General features: G+C 72.1%; 19 protein-coding genes. 10 read left to right on the forward strand and 9 right to left on the reverse strand.

The features are described from left to right. Positions 1-111 precede the first annotated feature (111 nt). A complete protein-coding gene (locus DFJ67_RS22955) occupies positions 112-642 on the reverse strand; it encodes a GNAT family N-acetyltransferase (protein ID WP_116076569.1) in 531 nt (176 codons plus the stop codon). Between the two features lie 331 nt (positions 643-973). Here DFJ67_RS22955 and DFJ67_RS22960 point away from each other — a divergent pair, with 331 nt between their 5' ends. From DFJ67_RS22960 to DFJ67_RS22975, 4 genes are all read left to right on the forward strand, one after another. After that, on the forward strand, positions 974-1,693 hold the full coding sequence (locus DFJ67_RS22960; RefSeq protein ID WP_116069885.1) for an energy-coupling factor ABC transporter permease: 720 nt from the start codon (positions 974-976) through the stop codon (positions 1,691-1,693). After that, a complete protein-coding gene (locus DFJ67_RS22965) occupies positions 1,690-2,064 on the forward strand; it encodes a PDGLE domain-containing protein (protein ID WP_116069886.1) in 375 nt (124 codons plus the stop codon). Before DFJ67_RS22960 ends, DFJ67_RS22965 begins: the two co-directional genes overlap by 4 nt. Next, the gene (cbiQ, locus tag DFJ67_RS22970; RefSeq protein WP_116069887.1) at positions 2,064-2,825 is read left to right on the forward strand and encodes a cobalt ECF transporter T component CbiQ; all 762 of its coding nucleotides are present in this window, start codon (positions 2,064-2,066) and stop codon (positions 2,823-2,825) included. The genes DFJ67_RS22965 and cbiQ overlap by 1 nt, the downstream gene beginning before the upstream one ends. Before the next feature lie 97 nt (positions 2,826-2,922). Further along, positions 2,923-3,690 (forward strand): energy-coupling factor ABC transporter ATP-binding protein, encoded by a 768-nt coding sequence (locus tag DFJ67_RS22975; protein ID WP_116069888.1) that lies wholly within the window; start codon positions 2,923-2,925, stop codon positions 3,688-3,690. Between the two features lie 48 nt (positions 3,691-3,738). Here the strand turns inward: DFJ67_RS22975 and DFJ67_RS22980 are convergent, their stop codons facing one another. From DFJ67_RS22980 to DFJ67_RS22990, 3 genes are read right to left on the reverse strand one after another with little or no spacing between them, the layout of a single operon-like run. Further along, positions 3,739-4,200, reverse strand: coding sequence for an SRPBCC family protein (locus tag DFJ67_RS22980; protein WP_116069889.1), 462 nt, complete (start codon positions 4,198-4,200; stop codon positions 3,739-3,741). A 28-nt stretch (positions 4,201-4,228) separates the two neighbouring features. Continuing rightward, positions 4,229-4,639, reverse strand: coding sequence for a DUF2795 domain-containing protein (locus DFJ67_RS22985; RefSeq protein ID WP_116069890.1), 411 nt, complete (start codon positions 4,637-4,639; stop codon positions 4,229-4,231). A gap of 57 nt (positions 4,640-4,696) precedes the next feature. Then, a complete protein-coding gene (locus tag DFJ67_RS22990; RefSeq protein WP_116069891.1) occupies positions 4,697-5,662 on the reverse strand; it encodes a YihY/virulence factor BrkB family protein in 966 nt (321 codons plus the stop codon). Positions 5,663-5,775: 113 nt separating this feature from the next. On the opposite strand from DFJ67_RS22990, the gene DFJ67_RS22995 reads away from it, so the two are divergent. From DFJ67_RS22995 to DFJ67_RS23010, 4 genes are all read left to right on the forward strand, one after another. After that, the gene (locus DFJ67_RS22995; RefSeq protein ID WP_116069892.1) at positions 5,776-7,365 is read left to right on the forward strand and encodes a phytoene desaturase family protein; all 1,590 of its coding nucleotides are present in this window, start codon (positions 5,776-5,778) and stop codon (positions 7,363-7,365) included. A gap of 163 nt (positions 7,366-7,528) precedes the next feature. Beyond that, a complete protein-coding gene (locus tag DFJ67_RS23000; RefSeq protein ID WP_116069893.1) occupies positions 7,529-8,731 on the forward strand; it encodes a glycosyltransferase in 1,203 nt (400 codons plus the stop codon). Positions 8,732-8,745: 14 nt separating this feature from the next. Next, a complete protein-coding gene (locus DFJ67_RS23005; protein ID WP_116069894.1) occupies positions 8,746-9,480 on the forward strand; it encodes an MBL fold metallo-hydrolase in 735 nt (244 codons plus the stop codon). Positions 9,481-9,528: 48 nt separating this feature from the next. Beyond that, complete coding sequence (locus DFJ67_RS23010) at positions 9,529-10,788, forward strand: glycoside hydrolase domain-containing protein (protein ID WP_116069895.1); 1,260 nt, start codon at positions 9,529-9,531, stop codon at positions 10,786-10,788. On the opposite strand, the gene pcaD is transcribed toward DFJ67_RS23010, so the two are convergent. Genes pcaD through DFJ67_RS23030 form a run of 4 tightly spaced genes read right to left on the reverse strand, consistent with a single transcriptional unit; the run spans position 10,775 to position 16,740 of the window. After that, positions 10,775-11,524, reverse strand: a complete 750-nt coding sequence (gene pcaD / locus DFJ67_RS23015) for a 3-oxoadipate enol-lactonase (RefSeq protein ID WP_116069896.1) — start codon at positions 11,522-11,524, stop codon at positions 10,775-10,777. The two genes, DFJ67_RS23010 and pcaD, sit on opposite strands and share 14 nt — an antisense overlap. A gap of 51 nt (positions 11,525-11,575) precedes the next feature. Beyond that, a complete protein-coding gene (locus tag DFJ67_RS23020) occupies positions 11,576-14,533 on the reverse strand; it encodes a DUF4062 domain-containing protein (RefSeq protein WP_116069897.1) in 2,958 nt (985 codons plus the stop codon). Between the two features lie 44 nt (positions 14,534-14,577). Next, on the reverse strand, positions 14,578-15,081 hold the full coding sequence (locus tag DFJ67_RS23025) for a hypothetical protein (RefSeq protein ID WP_116076571.1): 504 nt from the start codon (positions 15,079-15,081) through the stop codon (positions 14,578-14,580). Positions 15,082-15,105: 24 nt separating this feature from the next. Beyond that, entirely contained in the window at positions 15,106-16,740 is a 1,635-nt protein-coding gene (locus DFJ67_RS23030) for a RecQ family ATP-dependent DNA helicase (protein WP_116069898.1), read from the reverse strand. 258 nt (positions 16,741-16,998) lie between these two features. Here DFJ67_RS23030 and DFJ67_RS23035 point away from each other — a divergent pair, with 258 nt between their 5' ends. Both DFJ67_RS23035 and DFJ67_RS23040 read left to right on the forward strand, forming a co-directional pair. Then, the gene (locus DFJ67_RS23035) at positions 16,999-18,507 is read left to right on the forward strand and encodes a glycoside hydrolase family 3 protein (protein ID WP_116069899.1); all 1,509 of its coding nucleotides are present in this window, start codon (positions 16,999-17,001) and stop codon (positions 18,505-18,507) included. Positions 18,508-18,540: 33 nt separating this feature from the next. Then, positions 18,541-19,149, forward strand: a complete 609-nt coding sequence (locus DFJ67_RS23040; RefSeq protein WP_116069900.1) for a TetR/AcrR family transcriptional regulator — start codon at positions 18,541-18,543, stop codon at positions 19,147-19,149. A 15-nt stretch (positions 19,150-19,164) separates the two neighbouring features. Here the strand turns inward: DFJ67_RS23040 and DFJ67_RS23045 are convergent, their stop codons facing one another. After that, on the reverse strand, positions 19,165-20,319 hold the full coding sequence (locus DFJ67_RS23045; RefSeq protein ID WP_116069901.1) for an amidohydrolase family protein: 1,155 nt from the start codon (positions 20,317-20,319) through the stop codon (positions 19,165-19,167). Position 20,320: the final 1 nt, after the last annotated feature.

A 20,320-nucleotide genomic window follows, 5' to 3' on the forward strand; every position in this document is an offset into this window, starting at 1 on the left:
CGAGTAACAGCGTCCTACGTCAATGCCGTACAGCGGCGCACTTCAATACATCCAACGGCGCCCGCGGCCCGAGAAACTTCCGGAACATCTCGAAAGGACGTAGCCGCCGGGTCAGGCGTGTGGTGCGAGGGCGGCGAAGGTCAGCCGGTCGCGCCATTGCCCGCGGATCAGCAGGTGGTCGCGCAGGTGACCCTCGCGCCGCATGCCGATTTTCCTGAGGACGCGGGCGGAGGCGACGTTGTCGGGATCGCAGGTCGCGACGACCTTGTGCAGGCCGACCTCGTCGAACCCGAAGCGCAGGATGGCCGCCGCCGCCTCGGTGGCATAGCCCTTTCCCCACTCGGCCGCGGCCAGCACATAGCCCATCTCGCCACGGCGGTGCGCGCCGCTGGTCACCGCGAGATGCACCGCGCCGACCAACTCGCCGCTCGCACGCACGACGATGGCCAGCGTGTAGGCCAGGCGCGGCACCGCGGCCGCCTCGCGCAGCACGTCGGCCAGGAAAGCGGCCGTGTCCGCGGCACTGTTCGGGCCCCAATCCATGAACCGCGTGACGTCGGTGTCGCTGGCATACCCGTGCACCGCGTCGCGGTCGGGTGACGTGAGTTCCCGGAGCAGCAGCCGGGACGTGACGAGTTCCATCGCGACGATCATCGCAGCCGCGTGTGTTGCCGCGCCCACTTACCGTGATCGACGGGCATCGTTGCGGTGGAACGGGGGCCCCGGCGTGGCACGACAAGGGGTCGACGAGAAGCACCTGCACCGCCGAACGCTGCGGGAACGGGCGTGTGAACAGCGGATTTCGGATGATCCAACCGTCCCGCGGCCGTGTTGACCTTGGTCGGGCGCGCGTGGTGGACTACCTCGGCCGGGGCTTGTTGCCAACACTATGCAACTACCGGACCAGAGCAATATGCTACCGGCGACCGCGCCGCCACGACCGGCGGTGGCGGCCTCCGTGGGGGGAGGATCCATGAACGGTGTGGCGATGCACATCGCCAACGGCATCGTGAACGCGCAGGTGTCGGCGGTCTTCGCCGTCATCGCGGGTGCGGCGCTGGCGATCTGTGTGTGGCGCGGCCGTGCCGACCTCGACGACCGGTTGGCCCCGATGGCCGGCCTCGTCGCGGCGTTCATCTTCGCGGTGCAGATGCTCAACTTCCAGGTGTTGCCGGGCGTCTCCGGTCACCTGCTCGGCGGCACGCTCGCCGTGGTGCTGGTCGGCCCGTGGGTCGGCGCCCTCTGCGTCTCGACGGTGCTGATCATCCAGTGCCTGCTGTTCGCCGACGGCGGCCTGACCGCGCTGGGCCTCAACATCACCAACATGGCGCTGATCGGCACCGCGGCCGGCTACCTGCTGGTCGCGGCGCTGCTGCGGGTGCTGCACAAGACGCCGCGCGGCGTCGCGATCACGGCGTTCATCGGCTCGGTGGTCAGCGTGGTCGTCGCCTCGCAGGGCTTCGTCTTCGAATACTGGCTGGGCGGCACCACGCCGCTGTCGCTGACTACGATCGCCGGCACGATGGCCGGCGCGCACGTCCTGATCGGCATCGGCGAGGGCCTGATCGCGGCGGTCACCGTCGCGACGGTCGCCCGGGTCCGGCCCGATCTGGTGTACGCGCTGCGCCGCTTCCGCGCCACCACCCCGCGGCCCACCGTCGCGCCCGCCAACATCGCCGGAGGTGTCGCGTGACCAAGCGACTCGGCTGGTTTCTCGCCGGTGGCCTGCTGGTCGCCGCGCTGCTCGCCGGAGTGGTGTCGAGCTTCGCGTCGTCGAGCCCCGACGGCCTCGACGCGGCCGCTCGCAAGGGCTGCACCTTCGACGCCAACGACCACATCACCGGCGGCACCTGCATGGCCCAGCAGGAGCAGGACCACCAGCTGAAGGACAGCCCATTGGCCGGGTACGGCATCAGGGGCATCGACAACCCCTACCTGTCGACCGGCGTGTCCGGCATCCTCGGCGTGCTGGTCACCTTCGGCATCGGCGGTGGCGTCTTCTGGCTGGTGCGGCGCCGCGGCCAGCACGGGCCCGAGCACGACGTCAGGAACGCGAACACCTGATGGGTGCGGGCCACGCGCACCCGCTCCACCTCGACCACGACAGCCGGATCCACCGGTTGCCGGCCGAGGTGAAGATCGTCGCGACCTTGCTGTTCACCATCGTCGTCGTCATCACCCCGCGCGAGATGTTCGTGGCCTTCGCCGGCTACCTCCTGCTTCTCGCGGTGGTGATGCTCCTCGCCCGGGTGCGCCCGCTCTGGCTGGCCAAGCGGGCCATGATCGAGCTGCCGTTCATCCTCCTCGCCATCGCGCTCCCGTTCGCCGGCCACGGCGAGCGGGTGCACTGGCTCGGCCTTTCGCTGTCGATCGACGGCCTGCACGGCGCCTGGAACATCTTCGCCAAGGGCACCCTCGGCGTGCTCGCCTCGCTCCTGCTTGCCGCCACCACGACCACCCGTGACCTGCTCGTCGGCCTCGACCGGCTGCACTGCCCACAGGTCTTCACCCAGATCGCGACCTTCATGCTCCGATACCTCGACATCCTCGCCGACGACGCCCGCCGGATGCGCGTCGCGCGCCTCTCCCGCGGCTACGACCCCCGCTTCCTCTGGCAGGTCAAGGCGTTCGCGGTGGGCGTCGGTGCGCTGTTCATCCGCTCCTACGAACGCGGCGAGCGGGTCTACCTGGCCATGGTTTCCCGCGGCTACACCGGCAGCCTGCCGCGCCCCGAGGGCACGGCCGCCACCCAAGCCGATTGGGTACGCTCCGCGACCCTCCCGATCGCCGCCGGCGCGATCGCCCTCGTGGCGGTGCTCGCATGAGCGAGCGAAGCGAGCGCAGCCGGCTCCGCGAGCGAAGCGAGCGCAGCCGGCTCAGTGGCCTGCGGGCATGCCCCGCCGCGCGAAGCGGGGCGAACGCATGACGGCGTCGTTGACGGTGACCGGCTTGCACTTCGCCTATCCCGACGGGCGGGAGGTGCTGCACGGCGTCGACCTGACCGTCGGCGCGGGCGAACGCGTCGCGCTGCTCGGCCCCAACGGCGCCGGCAAGACCACCCTGGTGCTGCACCTCAACGGGATCCTGCACGCCGGCTCCGGCTCGGGGTCGGGCGCCGTCGACGTCGCCGGTCTCACCGTCGACCCGGCCGACCGGGCCGGCCTCGCCGAGATCCGCCGCCGGGTCGGCATCGTCTTCCAGGACCCCGACGACCAGCTCTTCATGCCCACGGTCGCCGAAGACGTCGGCTTCGGCCCGGCCAACCTCGGGTTGCGCGGCGCCGAGCTGCGCGACCGGGTCGACGAGGCGCTCGCCGCCGTCGACATGACCGCACAGCGCGACCAGGTGCCACATCACCTCTCGTTCGGGCAGCGCCGCCGGGTCGCCGTGGCCACCGTGCTGGCGATGCGCCCGGAGATCCTGGTGCTCGACGAGCCATCGTCCAATCTGGACCCGGCCAGCCGCCGCGAGCTGGCCGACATCCTGCGCTCGCTGCCGGTCACGGTGCTGATGGTGACCCACGACCTGCCCTACGCGCTCGAGCTGTGCCCCCGCGCGGTGATCCTCGACGGCGGCCGGATCGTGGCCGACGGCAAGACCGGCGACCTGCTCTCCGACGCCGACCTGATGCGCGGCCACCGCCTCGAGTTGCCGTTCGGCTTCGACCCGGCGTTCGCGAAGCGCACATAGGAATGGGGAGCCCGCGCGCGCGGGCTCCCCATTCGATCAGAGGGTCAATCAGGGCATCGGGCGGGCCACTTCGCCGCGCCAGCCGCCGGTCTCGTCGCCGCGGCCTTCGATGAACTCCTTGAACCGCTTGAGGTCGCCCTCGACCCGCCGGTCGACCATGCCCAGCTTGTCGCCGGCCTTCTCCAGCATGCCGTCGGGCTCGTACTCCATCTGCGCGGTCACCCGCGTGTGGTCGGCATCCAGCCGGTGGAAGGTCACCACGCCGGACTGCTTCGTGCCGTCTGTGGAGGTCCAGGCGACCCGCTCGTCGGGGAGTTGTTCGGTGATCCGGGCGTCGAACTCGCGCTTCACGCCGGCGATCTCGGCGCGCCAGTGCGTGGTGTTGTCGTCGAGTTGCCGGACTTCCTGGACCCCTTCCATGAAGCGGGGGAACTCTTCGAACTGGGTCCATTGGTTGTAGGCGGTGCGTATCGGCACTGCTACATCGACAGACTTGGTTACGCCACTCATGTGGCATGCCTCCTGCGTCTGCTGGGATTCACCAGCGATGGGTCTCGTTGCGATGGCCGAGCGCGGCCCACGCCTCGGACACCGTCTGGAACTGGACTCCGGTGGGGAGCCGGTCGATCTCGGCGAGCACGTCGTCGGGCGCCTCGTTCTCCTCGGCCGCCCGGCGCAGATGGTCACGGTCAGCGGGCAGCACGGACCGGTTGATGAACCGCCCCAACCTGCTGCGCGACTCCACGTCCTCGGCCGTCATGCCCTGCGGCACGCCGGAACCGTCGTCGCCTTCCGGCACCATGCTCGCCTCGGGCTGGTCGTCGCCGGCCGGTTCGGCTTCGCGGAACTCCTCCGACCGGCCACCGGCGGTGCCCTTGACGATGCCGTCGACCTCGTGGGCCATTTCGTCGTCGACACGCGGACTGTGTTTTGCGTTGCCCCGTTCCATGCGTTTTGGGCTACCCCCGGGTCGGGGAGCTAAACCGACCCATCCGCCCCAACTGCCTCAGTCGGCCGGCGTACGCGGCGGCAACACGGGGTCGGCGACCTTCTCCGCACCCGCCTGCAACTCCCGCCCGCGCTGCACCTCGGCGTTGACCTCGACGCCGAACAGCACCGCCGAGTTGACCAGGTAGATCCAGACCAGAAAGGCGATCACGGCGCCGAGACTGCCGTACGTCTTGTCGTAGGAATTGAAATTCGCCACGTAGAGGCCGAAGCCGAACGAGGCCACGCCGGTTACGAGCAGGGCGACGAAGCCGCCCACGGTCAGCCAGCGGAACCGGGGCTGTCGCACGTTGGGCGCGATCCAGAACAGCATCGCGAGCAGCAGCATGGCGATCAACAGAAGCACCGGCCACTTGGCGATCGACCAGGCCAACTGGGGTGCGCCGCCGAGGCTGAGCCGGTCGCCGATCGCGGTGGTCACCGGCCCGCTCACGATCAGCATCACCACCACGACGGCGAGCAGCAGCAGGGCCGCGACGGTCAGCAGGATCTGCAGCGGGCGCAGCTTCCAGAACGGCCGGCCCTCTTCGACGCCGTAGATGGCGTTGGACGCGCGGGTGAATCCGCCGACGAACCCGGACGCGGACCAGATCGCGGAGAGGAGGCCGACGCTCAGCAGCACGCCGGCCGAGCTCTTCTGCCCGACCACCTGACCGATCGCGTCGGTCACCCCGTCCTTCTCGACCAGCGACTTGGCGCCCATGTCGCGCAGCAGGCCGACCACCGTGTCGACCGTCTGGTCGCCCGAGGAGACGAGGTTGACCAGCGCGACCACCACGATCGCCGACGGGAAGAGCGCCAGCACCGAGTAGTAGGTCAGGCTGGCCGCCCAGTCCGAGCAGTTGTCCTTGACGAAGCCCTTGCCGGCGCGGGCCAGCACACCGCGCCAGGTGCGCCAGTTGAGCTGCCTGACCCGGCGCGGCAGCGCCGCGGGGTCGAAGTCGAGACCGGCCGTGGTCGCCATGCGTCCGCCTCTCACGCCGGCCCCCGGCGGTCTGCCCGATGGGGCATCACTACGAGCGGTGACCTCCGTACCCAGGGCAACGGCATCACAAACAGCGGCATAGGGTCGCTGTCGTGAGCACGCAGGCAGCGGACGCGATCGTCATCGGGGCCGGCCACAACGGGCTCGTCGCGGCAAACGAACTGGCCGACGCGGGGTGGAGCGTCGTGGTCGTCGAGGCGACCGGGGTGCCCGGCGGCGCGGTGCGCAGCGCCGAGGTGACCGCTCCGGGCTACCGCAACGACCTGTTCAGCTCGTTCTACCCCCTGGGCTTCGTCTCGCCCGCGCTGACGGCGCTCGACCTGGGTGAACACGGCCTGCGCTGGCGGCACGCGCCCGACGTGCTCGCCCACGTGCTGCCCGACGGCCGGGTCGCGCGGCTGCACCGCGACGTCGAGATCACCGCCGCGAGCCTCGACGAGTTCGCGCCCGGCGACGGCGACCGCTGGCGGGCCGCGTTCGCGGCGTGGCGGCCGGTCGCCGACCCGCTCGTGCGCGCGTTGTTGACACCCTTTCCACCGGTACGCGCCAGCGCCGAGTTGCTGCGCGGCGAGGGGGTGGCCGGCGCGCTGCGGTTGGCCCGGCGGCTGGTCCTGCCCGTCCGCGCGCTGGGCCGCGAGATGTTCGCCGGCGAGGGCGGCCCGCTGCTGCTGGCCGGCTGCGCGCTGCACACCGACCTGTCGCCCGAGGATGCCGGCGGCGGCTTCTTCGGCTGGCTGCTGGCGATGCTCGGTCAGCAGGTCGGCTGGCCGGTGCCGGAAGGCGGCGCCCAGCGGATCACCGACGCGCTGGTGGCCCGCCTCGAGGAGCGCGGCGGCCGGATCGTCTACGGCGCGCCCGCCGACCGGGTGCTGATCGCCCGCGGCCGGGCGATGGGCGTGCGGGCCGGTGGCGACCTCTACCGGGCACACCGGGCGGTGCTCGCCGACGTGCCCGCACCGGCGCTCTACCTCGACCTGGTCGGCGCCGCGCACCTGCCGCCCCGCCTGGTCGAAGACCTCGAACACTTCCGGTGGGACGGCTCGACGGTCAAGGTCGACTGGGCGCTGTCGGGCCCGATACCGTGGCGCAACCCCGCGGCAGCCGGCGCCGGCACCGTCCACCTCGACGCCGACCTCAACGGCCTGAGCCGCTACGCCGCCGACCTGGCTTCGGGCGACCTCCCCGCGCGGCCGTTCCTGCTGGCCGGGCAGATGACCACCAGCGACCCGGGCCGGTCGCCGGCCGGCACGGAGTCGCTCTGGGCCTACACGCATCTGCCGTTCCGCACGCAGTGGCATGCCGAGGAGATCGCCGCGCACGTCGAGCGGATGGAAGCCGTACTCGAAGAGCACGCGCCCGGTTTCCGCGCCCTGGTCGTCGGCCGCCACGTCGCCGGTCCGGCCGAGTTGCACGGCGCCAACCCGAGCCTGGTCGGCGGCACCCTCGGCGGCGGCACGGCGGCCGCCTACCAGCAACTCTTCCTGCGCCCGGTGCCCGGCCTGGGCCGGCCCGACACCCCGGTCGACCGGCTGTTCCTGGCCAGTTCGTCGGCACACCCCGGCGGCGGCGTGCACGGCGCACCCGGGCACAACGCCGCCCGGGCCGCCCTGGTCAGGGCCGGTCGCGCCGGCTCGGCCTACGCGGCCGCGGTCGGCGCCGCGCACCGCGCGATCTACCGGTGAGGATGGGGCATGCGGTGCTGGTGATGTTTAGCGCCGCGCAGCGCGGGAAGCTCTGAGCCCTGGCGGGGAGGTGTTGCACCGAATGAGCCGACACGGCCGGTCCGGATCATCGGGAAAGCCGGATTTGAGTGGGTACGCAGATCCGGCGCGGGAGGATGAACGCATGCGCATCGCGATGATCTCCGAGCATGCCGATCCGTCCGACGGGGCGGCGATCGGCGGCCGCGGTGCGTTCGTCGGCGACCTGTCGGCCGCGCTCGCCGCCGCCGGCAACGAGGTCCGCGTCTACACCCGCCGGGCTGCCGAAGACGGCGCCGAGATGACCAGGGAACGCGAGGGCGTCGACGTCATCCGGGTGCCCGCCGGCCCCGCCCGGCCCTTGTCGGATGAGGAGCTGCTCCCGTACACGAAGGATTTCTCCCGTTGGCTCGTCGACCGCTGGCGCGGTGACGGCTGGATCCCCGAGGTGGCGCACGCGCACTTCTGGACCAGCGGGCTGGCCGCGATCACGGCCGGGCGGCAGACCGGCGTGCCGATCGTGCAGAGCTATCACGAGCTGGGTTCGGCCGCGCGGCGCAACGACGTCTTCGCGGGCCCGCCGCAGCGGATCGGCTACGAGCGGGTGCTCGGCCGCGCGGTCGACCGGGTCGTCGCCCAGAGCCAGGACGAACTGCGCGAACTTGTCCGGATGGGCGTCCCGCGGGCCCGCCTGGTGCTGATCCCGGGCGGCGTCGACGACGACCTGTTCCAGCCCGAAGGCCCGGCACAGCAGCGCGGCGCCCGCCGGCGGCTGCTCTCGGTCGGCGCGCTGACCGCCCGCAAGGGCCACCAGGACCTGATCTCCGCGCTGCGCCTCGTCCCCGACGCCGAATGCGTCGTGGTCGGCGGCCCGCCCGCTTCGGCACTCGGCGACGACCCCGGCGCGCGGGAGTTGCGCGACCTGGCCGACCGCTACGACGTGGGCGACCGGGTCCACCTGGTCGGCGGCGTCCCGCGCCGCGAGATGCCGCTCTGGTATCGCTCCGCCGACCTGCTGGTGGCCGCACCCTGGTACGAGCCGTTCGGCCTCAGCCCACTCGAGGCGATGGCCTGCGGCGTCCCGGTCATCGGCACCGCGGTCGGCGGCATCGCCGAGACGGTGGTCGAGGGACTGACCGGGGACCTGGTCGCACAGCGCGACCCGCGCGCCCTGGGCACGGCGATCCGCCGCCTGCTGGGCGACCCGGTGCGCCACCTGGCCTACGCCACCGCGGCCATCGACCGGGCCCGCCAGGTCTACTCGTGGAAGCGCGTGGCCTCGCAGTTGACCGCGGCCTACTCGGCGCTGTCCGGCCTACGCACCCGTCCCAGCGGCGCCGTCGCCTGACCTAGGCTGGCGGCGTGCTGAGTCAGGTCGCGGCGGGTGTGCTGGTCCACGAGAGCGAGTTCGTGCAGAGCAACGCCGTTGTGGTGGAAGGCCGCGCCGGCGTGCTGCTCATCGACCCCGGGGTGCAGGAGCAGGAAATGGCCTGCCTGGCCGACGACCTGTCGGGGCAGACCGTGGTGGCCGGCTTCTCGACCCATCCACATTGGGATCACCTGCTCTGGCACCCGCGGTTCGGCGACGCGCCGCGTTACGGCACTGCCCGGTGCGCGGCCACGGCGCGGGACCGGTTGTCGGACCCGGGCGTGAAGGCCCGCATCACCGCCCAGCTGATCCCACCGGAATTCGCGGACAAGGTGTCGCTCGACCTGCTGGGCGACATCACCGCACTGCCAGCTTCGACGATCCCATGGGATGGTCCGCGAATCCGGATCATCGAGCACCAGGCGCACGCCGCGGGCCACGCAGCACTGCTCATCCCAGATCGCGGGGTGCTGGTCGCCGGCGACATGCTCTCCGACGTCCTGGTCCCGATGCTCGACGTGCACGGCAGCGAAGACCCGGTCGACGACTACCTGGCGGCGCTGCGGCTGCTGGAGGCCGTGGCGGGCGACGTCGCGGTCTTCGTGCCCGGGCACGGATCGGTCGGCGGAGCCGATCAGATGCGGGCCCGGATCGAGTTGGACCGGGCGTACGTGCTCGGCCTGCGTGACGGCCAGGTTCCCGACGACCCGCGTGGCAATCCGCGTTAGGCGGCTCGCATATATACCGTCATCCATCGATGCGTGGTAGAAAACTTCATGAGCATCGATGCGGCCGGAAGAATCCTTCGACGATCGACCGTCGCCAGGCTCGCCGGGATGGCGGTGATGGCCGCGGCGTTTCTGATGGTGCCGGCCTCGGGAGTGGCGGTGGCCGCGACGCCGCCGCAGCCGGGGACGTTCGTCGGGCGCGGGTTCGACACCTGCGCCGCGCCGTCGCAGTCGGCGATGAACGCCTGGCGGGCCAACTCGCCCTACCGGGCCGTCGGGATCTACATCAGCGGTGGCAGCCGGTCGTGCGCGCAGCCCAACCTGACCGCGACCTGGGTCAGCAACCAGGTGGCCAACGGCTGGCGGCTGATCCCGATCGAGTTGGGCTACCAGGCGCCGTGCGGCACGCGTACGCCGAAGATGTCGGCCAACGCCGTCACCGCCCGCACGCAGGGCGGCACCGCCGCCGACAGTGCCGTCAGCGCCGCGCAGGCCCTGGGGATCGGGGCCGGCAGCACGATCTACAACGACATCGAGGCCTACCCGTCCAACGCCTCGTGCCGGGCCGCCGTGCTCTCGTTCCTGTCCGGGTGGACGCAGCGGCTGCACACCCGCGGCTACCTCGCCGGCATGTATTCCAGCGGTTCGTCCGGCATCCGCGACGTCTGCGACGCCTATGACGACCCCGCGTACACCCGGCTCGACCAGATCTGGATCGCCTGGTGGAACGGCGTGGCCGACACGGATGGCGGCAGCTACTGCGCCGACGACCGTTATGCCAATCACCAACGGCTGCACCAGTACGCGGGCGAGGTCACCGAGACCTGGGGCGGCGTGACGATCCACATCGACCGGAACTACCTCGACGTGAGCACCGACCAGGGGCCGCCACCGGAGGGGGAGTGGACCACCACCGTCGACAACACCGGGGCGGGTTTCACCGCGAGCGCCAACTGGGGTACGTCGGCCTTCTCGGCACAGCGGTTCGGCGCCGACTACCGGTTCGCCAGCCCGGTCTCGGCGAGCGACGTCGCCTGGTATGCCGCGACCACGCCGGCGGCCGGGTCCTACTCGGTCGAGGTCTGGTATCCGGCTGACCCGGGCTACAACAACCAGACGCCCTTCATCGTCGCCGCCGCGACCGGCAACCAGACGGTGACGGTCAACCAGCGCACGGGCGGTGGGCAGTGGGTGCCACTCGGCGTCTTCACCCTCCCGGCCGGCGCCGGCAACAAGGTCGGCGTGAGCCGTTGGACCAGCGGCACCGGCTATGTCATCGCCGACGCCGTGCGCCTCACCCGGCGCTGAAATGCTTGTGCAGCAGGGCGGACACGGCGTCGGCCTGCTGCACACTCGCCAGATGCGCGGCGTCGGGCAGCACGACCAACTCGGCGCCGCGCACGCCTTCCACAATGGACTCGGAGAAGACGGGCGGAATGGCCGGGTCGTCGGCGCCGGCGACAACCAACGTCGGCGCTGCGACCCGACCGAGCACTGGCCGCAGGTCCATGCCCGCGATGGCCTCGCAACACCCCGCGTAGCCCTCGGCGTCGATCGCCACCAGCGACTCGGTGAACGAGGCGACCACGTCGGGCCGGAAGCCGGGCGTGAACCACCGCGCCACGACCGCGTCGGCGATGGCGCCCATCCCGTCGGCCCGCACGGTCGCCGCCCGCTGGCGCCACCCGGACGCCGGCGGTAGGTGGGCGGCTGTGCACAACAGCGCCAGCCGGTCGACCCGCTCGGGTGCGTGTGCCGCCAGCCACATGCCGACCATGCCGCCGAGCGACAGCCCGGCGTAGTGCACCCGGTCGAGGCCGAGGTGGTCGAGCAGGGCGAGCACGTCGTTGCCGAGCTCCTCGATCGCGTAGGGCCCCGGTGGCTTGGGCGACCCGCCATGTCCACGATGGTCGAACGCGACCACCCGGAAGTCGGCGCTCAGCGCCGCGAGCTGCGGCGCCCACATGGCGCCGGTGGTGCCGAGCGAGCTGCCCAGCACGATGACCGGTGCGGCGGCCGGCCCAGCCGTCTGACATGCCAGCACTGCGGCCCCCTGACCTCGTTCCGGTTCACGACGACAACCCAACGCGACATCTTACGAGTGGGCCCGACGTTCGCGCGTGCGCACGATATATGCGCGGATCTCCTTCTCCATGGGCACCTTCACCGTGGCGGGGTCGGTGACCGGCAGGTCTGGCGGTGCGACACCCGGCTGGGTGAGCAGCTCATGGGCCTCGGTCAGGTCCCAGTGGTGATGGTAGGGCGGCCCTTCGCTCCAGCTCTGCCGGTATGCGTCGACCGCGTGGGCGACCGCCTCGTGGAGGCGGCCGCGTTCCCGCAACGCGAGAGCGAGGTCGTAGTGGGGCCGTCTGACGAAGGGCAGCCGGGGGAGCCGGGTGAGTGTCTCGGCCAGGGCCGCGTCCGCTTCCGCGATCCGGCCGAGTCTGGCCAACAGGAATGCGTGGACCGCCGCAGTGGTGTTGATGCCCGCGTTGCGGGCCAGGCGTTCGTGCTGCTCGGCGCTGATCAGCGCGGCGGTGAAGTCGTCGCGCTGGATCTCGAACCTGCATCGCAACGCCGCCAGTCGGACGCGGTTCTGAAGGGTCACCATGCCGTCGGCGACACGGGTGAAGTCGGCCGTCGACAAGGTGCGCCGGGCGACCTCGTCGCGCATGGCCAGTCGAAGCGTGACGAGGTGGAGCAAGCCGCGGTGCCACGGATTGTCGGTCGGGTCCGGAAGGCGTTCGGCTCGTTCGATCAGACCCCGCGCGGCGGTCAGCTCGCCGCGGCGCTCGTGGGCGAGGGCCAGGTCGTACAACAGATCGGGAACCTGGTCCGGGTCGTCGCCCTTGGCGATCAGGAGATCGGCTTGCAGCGCGACGAGCCTGGACTCGGCGAGGAGCGACCCGCCGGCGCCAACCACCTCGGCCAGGCGGTTCAGGCTGCTCAGCATGTTGAAATCGTCGTCGGCCTCGAGCAACCGGCTCAGAATGCCGACCTCATGGTCGATCGCCTCCGGAAAGCGGTCCTGCCACGCATAGGCGATCGTCAGCGCCGAACGAGTTGCGAAGGACTCGTCGCGCGCGAGTGGCGCGAGCAGCTCGATCACGGCGGGGTAGACGCCGAGATCGACGAGAAGCGCATCCTGTAGATGTCTGGCCCAGTGCATGGCTGCCTGAAGGAGGAGTCCGGCGCCGACGAGGGCACGGAAGATGGTTATCGTCTGCCGCAGGTCTTCGACGCTGGCTGCCTGTTCCGGATCTTCGGGCGGCAGCGCGGCGAAGTGGTCGCGCACCGCGAGGTTGGCGCGCACCCGCTCCGACCCGTCCAGCCGGTCGTGCACGTAGGCACGGATGATCGGGTGCAGGTCATAGGAGTTGGCGGCGCGGTCCCACCACAGCAGACCCCGCTCCTCGAGGTCGCGCAAGGCCAGGTCGAGCTGGGCCTTCGCGCGGACGACCGGCTCCGATGAGAGCCACTCCCGGCGCTGCCGAACGGCGATCTCCGCGGCCGCCGAAGGGCCCGGGTCCCGATCCGGGCCGAACGACAGCGGGGGCGGACCGAACGCGTCGAGATCCGGCTCCGCCGGTGCGGGCGGCGCCGGACGGAAGGGGTTGATCGCTTCGAGCGCGCTCCACTCGACCGCGCCGGCCAGCACCGAGATCCAGCTGAGCAGCCGGTGGCTGGGGGGTGGCAGGTCGGCCAGCGCGGCGGCCAGGATGTGGGTGCGTCGTTGGGTCAGGTCCAGCTCGGGCAGGGCGAGCGCGGCGCCAGCGGTAGGGTCGGCGAGCCAGCGCTCGAACCCGCCGGGATCCGGCCGGTAGTCGCGCACCAACCCGGCGACGATCCCGATCAACAGCGGATGGTTTTCGAGCCGGTGGAAGAAGCCGTTGAGTGCCGCGGTGCTGCCCCGCACGCCCAGCCGGTCGAGCAGCGAAACGGTGTCGCGGTCGGTCAAGCCCGGCAGCCGCAGGTGCCGCACACCCGGCATGATCGCCCCGAATCGCCCCTGTAGCGCGTCGGGCATCAGCCGCGTGCTGATCAGAATCTTCGAGGGCCCGGCGGCGGTCAGCTCGCGGAGCACCTCTTCGGCCGCCGGGTCGATCATCGAGCGCTTGGTGGACTCGACCTCGTCGTCACGGACCTTCGACGGGTCGAGACGGTGGTAGGCACCGAGTAACCGCTCGAACCCGTCGAGCACCAGCAGGTAGGGCCGGCTGCGTAACGCGGACAACACTTCCGCGCCGAGATCGGCCAGGGGCATCTTGGCGACCTCGCCGCGTGGCCGCCGGCTCACGTAGGCGAGCACCTCCTGGAGGAACCGGGTCATCGACGCGGAGCCGTCGTAGAAGCTCCACCAGAGCCGGCCGGCTTGATCCATTGAGCCGGTCGACGCCCACTCCCAGGTCATCGCGCTCTTGCCGGTGCCGCCGATGGCCTCCACGACGAGCACCGGATCGTCGGACCGGGACCATTCGTCGAGGGCGGCGAGATCGGCCGACCTGCCGGTAAAGGGCGCACTGCCGACGTAGGGCGGCATCGCGTGCAGGGTCGGCGGGGCCGGGATTCCGCCTGACGTGAGGCCGGGCCGCTGCGGCTCGTAGGGCCGCAGCGCGAGCAGGAGGTCTTCGCGGAAGGCTGCCAGGTCGGCGAGGCGCTTCGCCGTGTGCGCCTTCTTCACCCGTTCGATGAAGCGCGCGAGGGCCGCTCCGTCGGCGCCATGGTCGACGTCTGGCGGCGGCCACGGGAAGGATGAGTCGACGACGAACGGCAACACCGCCATCGCGGGCCGTTCCAACGCCCAGGAATATTCCAGCTCCGTGTAGGAGCGGGACTCGCCGACCGGTCGCGAACCGTAACGGTGCGCCAGCAGCAGGACGAAGACGTCGGCGGTCTCGACCCGCCCGCGGCACACCTCAAGGGGTGCCAGGCGGTCCGGCGGGAACTCCTCCATGTGCACCGGCACCAGGCCGAGTCGATGACAGACATCGACCGCGGCCTGGCGATAGGGCGCCAACGCCCCCGACGCACTGCTGATGAAGACCCGGGCCACAGTCTCTTGTATCAGACTGTGGCACCGTCCTCATAGGTCGGATTTCAGTCGTTGAGGACCGCGGCGAGCTGGTCGCGGAACGTGCGCTCCGAGTCGGTGACCACGTCGCCGCCGATGCCGAGGATGCCGCCGCTCGGTGCGGCCGTCACTACCTGCTCCGCGATGGTGACCAGCCAGTGCTTGTAGGCGCCGGCCTCGCCCTCGCCCGACTTCGCCGCCAGCAACGCGGCGGCCTCGCCGGCGCGGGCCAGGACATCCTTGGCGTAGGCGACCGGGTCGGCCGGGGAGATCGACGGGAGTTCCTCACCGCTCTCCGGGTCGCCGACCCGGGCCACCAGCTCGCCCGCGACGGCGGTGACCAGCGGGCTCGCCGACTCGCGGCCCTCGGCGATCGCCTCCAGGCCGGCGGCGTTCTCCGCCAGGGTGCGGCGGGTGCCGTCGTGCTCGGCCGCGCTCGCGGCGGTCAGCACCGACTGGGGGAGGCCGACCAGCAGGCCCCACTCGGAATCGGTGAAGCCCAACTCGGTGGACACGGGAACGTCAGTCACGTCAAACACCCTTCGATCAGATCGCTACAGCGTAGTCAGCAGGCCTTGTTCGGAGACGACCGGAACCGACAGGGTCTTGTACCCCACGTCGTCGAAGAGCACCGTCATCCGGTTGTCCTCGTAGCCCATCACCATGCCGGCGCCCCACTCGGCGTGGCTCACCGTGCTGTGCACAGGGAACGGGCCGACGGCGCCGTTGTCGGGTTCGCCCCGGCCGGCCGAGCAGTTGTCGCAGTGGCCGCAGACCCGGGTCAACTGCTCGCCGAAATAGGCCAGCAGCGGCTGGGAGCGGCAGCCGCGCGCCTGCGCGTACGCCCGCATCATGTCGGTCCGTGATTTTGACAGGCTCTGCTGGCGCTCGGCCTCCGCGACGGCGAGGTCGGCGGCGTCGGCCGGTGACGGTGCGTAGCGCGGGCAGGCGACTTTGCCACCCGACCGGGTGACCGCGCCGCCGACGTGTTCGAGCAGCGCCACGAGTTGGCCCTGCTTGCGGGCGCCGAGGCCGGTGCGCTCGCGCAGCGCCGCCTTGGTCAGCGGGCCTTCGGCGCGCAGCACGGCGGCCAGGTCGCGCAGCTCGTCCACCGCGGGCAGGGCGCCGGTGAAGAACCGCTGCAAACCCTCGTCTTCGGCCCGCCAGAGCAGCAGGGTGCGGGCGGGCAGCCCGTCACGGCCGGCGCGGCCGATCTCCTGTAGGTAGCTGTCCGGCGAGTCGGGCAGCGCGACGTGCGCCACCCAGCGGATGTTGGGCTTGTCGATGCCCATCCCGAAGGCCGAGGTCGCCACCATGATCGGCACCTCGTCGGCCAGGAACGCGACGTGCAGTTTCTCGCGCGCCCCGCCGGCCATCCCACCGTGGTAGAACTCGGCGGCGTAGCCCGCGGCGGACAGTCGCGCCGCCAGCTCCTCGGCGCCCCGCCGGGTCGGCACGTAGACGATGCCCGGGCCCTCGTCGGTGGAGACGAGCGCGAGCAGCCGCCGCCACCGGTAGTCCTCCGTCGGGCAGTTGGCCGCCTCCAGGAACAGGTTGGCGCGGTCGAGCCCGGTCACCATGATTTTCGGCTTCGCCAGGCCGAGCCGGGCCACGATGTCGTCGCGCACCGGCGGCGACGCGGTCGCGGTCAGCGCCACCACCGGCGGCCGGCCCAGCTCCCGGATGACGTGCCCGAGCGCCAGGTAGTCGGGCCGGAAGTCGTGCCCCCACGCGGAGATGCAGTGCGCCTCGTCGATCGCGACCAGCGACGGCTTCAGCGCCTTCACCTGCGCCAGCCGGTCGGGGTCGGCGAGCTGCTCGGGGGTGATGAACAGGAACTCGGCCCGGCCGTCGCGCAGGGCCGCGAGGGCGGCCTCCTGCTGCTTGGGCGTCTCGGCCGAGGAGATCCGCACCGCCTTGAGGCCGGCGGAGCCGCGCCGTTCGAGCCCGCCGATCTGGTCCTGTTGCAGGGCGAGCAGCGGGGACACCACGAGGGTCGGGCCGGGCAACTGGGTCGCCGGCACCTGGTAGAGCGCCGACTTGCCGGCACCGGTGGGCATGACGGCGAGCACGTCGCGGCCGCGCAGGATCGCGCGCATCGCGTCGAGCTGACCGGGGCGCAGGGTTTTCCAGCCGAAGAGGGTGCGGGCTGCCCGGCGCAGACGCAGGGAGGTGAGGGGTGACTTCATCGCGGTGCGGCGTTACCCGGGGCGGGGTGGGCCGAAACTATTTGAAGATCCGGCGGATGGCGTAGAGAAGCACGGCGATCCCGAGGATCGCGCCGAAGATCTGGACACCTGGTACGTCGTACCAACTCACGTTGTCGGCGGCCCATCGCATGCCGGCACTGTAGCGCCGCCAACAACTGGAAGGTTTGTTGACTATTTCCGGGGTCAGGTGTGACCATGACAGCGACCGGATCCGTGCCACATCGGGGGGATGCACAGATGACCGAGCCTGGCGGCGAACTGCTGCGGCTGGCCGCGACCGTTCTGCAACCAGGGTTCGTGGGCACCGCGCCGCCGGACTGGGTCCGCCGCTGGCTTGGCGAGGGGCTGGGCGGAGTGGCGCTGTTCGCCCGCAACGTCCGCGATCCCGAGCAGGTCGCCGCGCTGACCGCGGCGCTGCGTGCCGAGCGGGCCGACGTGCTGGTCGCGATCGACGAAGAGGCCGGCGACGTCACCCGGATCGAATCGCGGGCCGGCAGTTCGCGCCCCGGCAACCTGGCCCTCGGCGCGGTCGACGACGTCGCGCTCACCGAGGAGGTCGCCCGCGACCTGGGCCGGGAGTTGGCCGCGGTGGGCGTCAACCTCGACTACGCGCCCGACGCCGACGTCAACAACAACCCCGACAACCCGGTCATCGGCGTACGCAGCTTCGGCGCCGACCCGGCCCTCGTCGCCCGGCACACCGGGGCGTGGGTGACCGGTCTCCAGGCCGCCGGCGTGGCCGCCTGCGCCAAGCACTTCCCCGGGCACGGCGACACCGCCGTCGACTCGCACCACGACCTGCCGCACATCCCGCGCGACCGGGCCGGCCTCGACGCGGTCGAGTTGCTCCCGTTCCGCGCCGCGATCGAGGCCGGCGTCCAGGCCGTGATGACCGGGCACCTGCTGGTGCCGGCCGTCGACCCGGACCTGCCGGCCACCCTGAGCCGATCCGTCCTCACTGGACTGTTGCGTGACGAGCTCGGCTTCCAGGGCGCGGTGATCACCGACGCGATGGAGATGCGCGCGGTCGTCAACCGGTTCGGCTTCGAGGGCGCGGTGGTGTCCGCCCTCGCGGCCGGCGCCGACGCGATCTGCATCGGCGGCGAGCACGCCGACGAGGGCACGGCCGACCGGCTGCGCACGGCGATCGCCCGCGCGGTGCTCTCCGGCGAGTTGGCCGAGGAGCGGCTGACCGAGGCCGCGAAGCGGGTCCAGCACCTGGCCGCCTGGGCCGCGACGGCGCGGGCCGGTTCGGCTCCGGGCCCCTGGTATGGCACCGGCGGCTCGCCGGTGGGTCTGGCCGCGGCCCGGCGCGCGGTCAAGGTCGTCGGGACGGCGCCGGCCCTGCCGCTCGCCGGGCCGCCGCACGTGGTCGAGCTGTCGCCGCCGGCCAACATCGCGGTCGGCACCGACACGCCCTGGGGGGTCGCCGCACCGGTGGCCGCCCTGCTGCCCGGCACCACCGCGGTGCGACTGACCGGCGACGACGCCGCCGAGCCGGCCGCCGTGGTCGCCGCGGCCGCCGGCCGCCCGCTGGTGCTGGTCGTGCGTGACCTGCACCGGCACGCCTGGATGGCGACGCTGGTGCACGCCGTGCTGCGGTCGCGCCCGGACGCGGTGGTGGTCGAACTCGGCGTGCCGGCCGCGGTCGTCGGCGCCACCCACATCGCCACGCACGGCGCGACCCGGTCGAGCGGGTTGGCCGTCGCCGAGGTGCTCGCGGGCTCGGACCTCCCTGCTCTCTAGCGGAGTGAGTGCTCACTCCGTTATGGTCGTGGCATGACCGAAACCGAGGCCCGGCGCCGCGCGCCGGGGATGAGCCCGGAGCAGCGCCGCGAGGCCGTCGTCCGGGCCGCGTTGCCGCTGGTCGCCGAGCACGGCGCCGCGGTGACCACCGCGCAGATCGCCCGCGCCGCCGGCATCGGTGAGGCGACGATCTTCCGGGTGTTCGACGACAAGCAGGCCGTGCTCGACGCCTGCGTGGCGGCCGCCCTCGACCCGACCGTCGTTGTGCAGGAGCTCAACTCCATCTCCCTCGACCAGCCGCTCGCCCTGCGCCTGGTCGACGCGGCCGACGCGCTCGACGCGCACTTCGCCCGGATCGGCTCGGTGCTCGGGTCCCTGCACGCCACCGGGCACACCGGCCCGCGGCGCGCGCCCGCGCCCGGCGATCCGGAGCGGTCGGTCAGTGCAACGTTCGCGGCGGTCAGAGACCTGATCGAGCCCGACCAGGAACGCCTGCGCCTCCCGGTGGCCACGCTGACGAATGCCTTCCTGGGCCTGCTCTTCCCGACCCGGGTGGGCGGCGGCAGCGGCCCCCGCGCGGTGCCGGTCGAAGACCTGGTCGACGTGCTGCTCTACGGCGCCGTCTTAGGCCCGGTTTCCTGACTGGGAAAACCGGGCCTAGCGGACCCGCACGCCGGCGCGGAAGACCGCCCGCACGTCGCGTAGCGCGGCGATGTCGGTGGTCGGGTCGCCGGCAACGGCCAGCAGGTCGGCGTCGTAGCCCGCCGCCACCCGGCCCTTCGTCGCGCCGACACCGCACGCGGCGGCCGCGTCGGCGGTCACCGCGCGCAGCGCCGCTTCCGGCCCGTCGCCGAAGAGCAGGAACATCTCCGCGGCGTACGCGAGCACATCGTGCGGTTTCGACGCGTCGATGCCGGCGTCGCTGGTGACGATCATGCGGACGCCGGCCCGGCGCTGCTGCTGGAAGATCGCGGTCAGCGTGGCCGACAGCGCCGCGGTGCGCGGGTTGACCGGCTGGCCCGGCAGGTAGCCCAGCGTCGCCGAGACGACCGTGTCGCTCGCGGCCAGCTTCCCGATCACGGCCGGATCAGCGGCGGCGCCGTCGGCGGTCAGGAACGAGCCGTGCTCGACGGTGTCGAAACCGGCGTCGACGGCGGCCGCGATGGCCGGCGCGCTGTGCGCGTGCGCGGCGGCCGGCAGACCGTGCCGGTGCGCCTCGTCGGCCGCCGCGGCGAGTTCTTCCGGGCTGAACTGGAGCAGGTAGGGCTTGGTGCCTGGGGTGATCTCGCCGCCGGTGGCCAGCACCTTGATCACGTCGACGCCGCGGGCGGCGTGCTCGGCCACCGCCGCCCGGATGCCGGCGACGCCGGAGACCTCGCCGCCGAGCCACCAGCAGTGCCCGCGCGGACTGGTCAGCGGCGGTCCGGCGGCCAGCACGTGCGGGCCGGTGTGCGGCGCCGCCGCGAACTGCGCCCGCAGCCGCAGCGCCACGTAGCCGCGGTCGCCCAGGTCGCGCACGGTCGTGATGCCGGCGTGCAGCGCCCGGGTGGCCGCCACCTTCGCGCCGCGGAGCAACTCGTCGTCGTCGACCGCGTGCAACCGGGCGACCGGGTCGGCGCCGGCGTCGAACACCAGGTGGGTGTGCGCGTCGACCAGCCCCGGCAGCAACGTCACCGCGCCGAGATCGAGCGCGTCGGCCGGCGCCGGGCCGCCGTGCGCCACGCTGACCACGGTGCCGCCCTCGACGTACACGATGGGATTGTCGGTAGTGGTGACGCCGTCGAAGAGCCGTGCGGCCCGGATCGCCCGCATG

This window comes from Asanoa ferruginea (assembly GCF_003387075.1).
GTDB lineage: Bacteria > Actinomycetota > Actinomycetes > Mycobacteriales > Micromonosporaceae > Asanoa > Asanoa ferruginea.

Bases quoted from the DNA above. Each gene is read 5' to 3' on its own strand.
- DFJ67_RS22955 (WP_116076569.1), bottom strand. From the start codon at position 642: ATGGAACTCGTCACGTCCCGGCTGCTGCTCCGGGAACTCACGTCACCC.
- DFJ67_RS22960 (WP_116069885.1), top strand. From the start codon at position 974: ATGAACGGTGTGGCGATGCACATCGCCAACGGCATCGTGAACGCGCAG.
- cbiQ (WP_116069887.1), top strand. From the start codon at position 2,064: ATGGGTGCGGGCCACGCGCACCCGCTCCACCTCGACCACGACAGCCGG.
- DFJ67_RS22975 (WP_116069888.1), top strand. From the start codon at position 2,923: ATGACGGCGTCGTTGACGGTGACCGGCTTGCACTTCGCCTATCCCGAC.
- DFJ67_RS22980 (WP_116069889.1), bottom strand. From the start codon at position 4,200: ATGAGTGGCGTAACCAAGTCTGTCGATGTAGCAGTGCCGATACGCACC.
- DFJ67_RS22985 (WP_116069890.1), bottom strand. From the start codon at position 4,639: ATGGAACGGGGCAACGCAAAACACAGTCCGCGTGTCGACGACGAAATG.
- DFJ67_RS22990 (WP_116069891.1), bottom strand. From the start codon at position 5,662: ATGGCGACCACGGCCGGTCTCGACTTCGACCCCGCGGCGCTGCCGCGC.
- DFJ67_RS23000 (WP_116069893.1), top strand. From the start codon at position 7,529: ATGCGCATCGCGATGATCTCCGAGCATGCCGATCCGTCCGACGGGGCG.
- DFJ67_RS23010 (WP_116069895.1), top strand. From the start codon at position 9,529: ATGAGCATCGATGCGGCCGGAAGAATCCTTCGACGATCGACCGTCGCC.
- DFJ67_RS23030 (WP_116069898.1), bottom strand. From the start codon at position 16,740: ATGAAGTCACCCCTCACCTCCCTGCGTCTGCGCCGGGCAGCCCGCACC.
- DFJ67_RS23035 (WP_116069899.1), top strand. From the start codon at position 16,999: ATGACCGAGCCTGGCGGCGAACTGCTGCGGCTGGCCGCGACCGTTCTG.
- DFJ67_RS23040 (WP_116069900.1), top strand. From the start codon at position 18,541: ATGACCGAAACCGAGGCCCGGCGCCGCGCGCCGGGGATGAGCCCGGAG.
- DFJ67_RS23045 (WP_116069901.1), bottom strand. From the start codon at position 20,319: ATGCGGGCGATCCGGGCCGCACGGCTCTTCGACGGCGTCACCACTACC.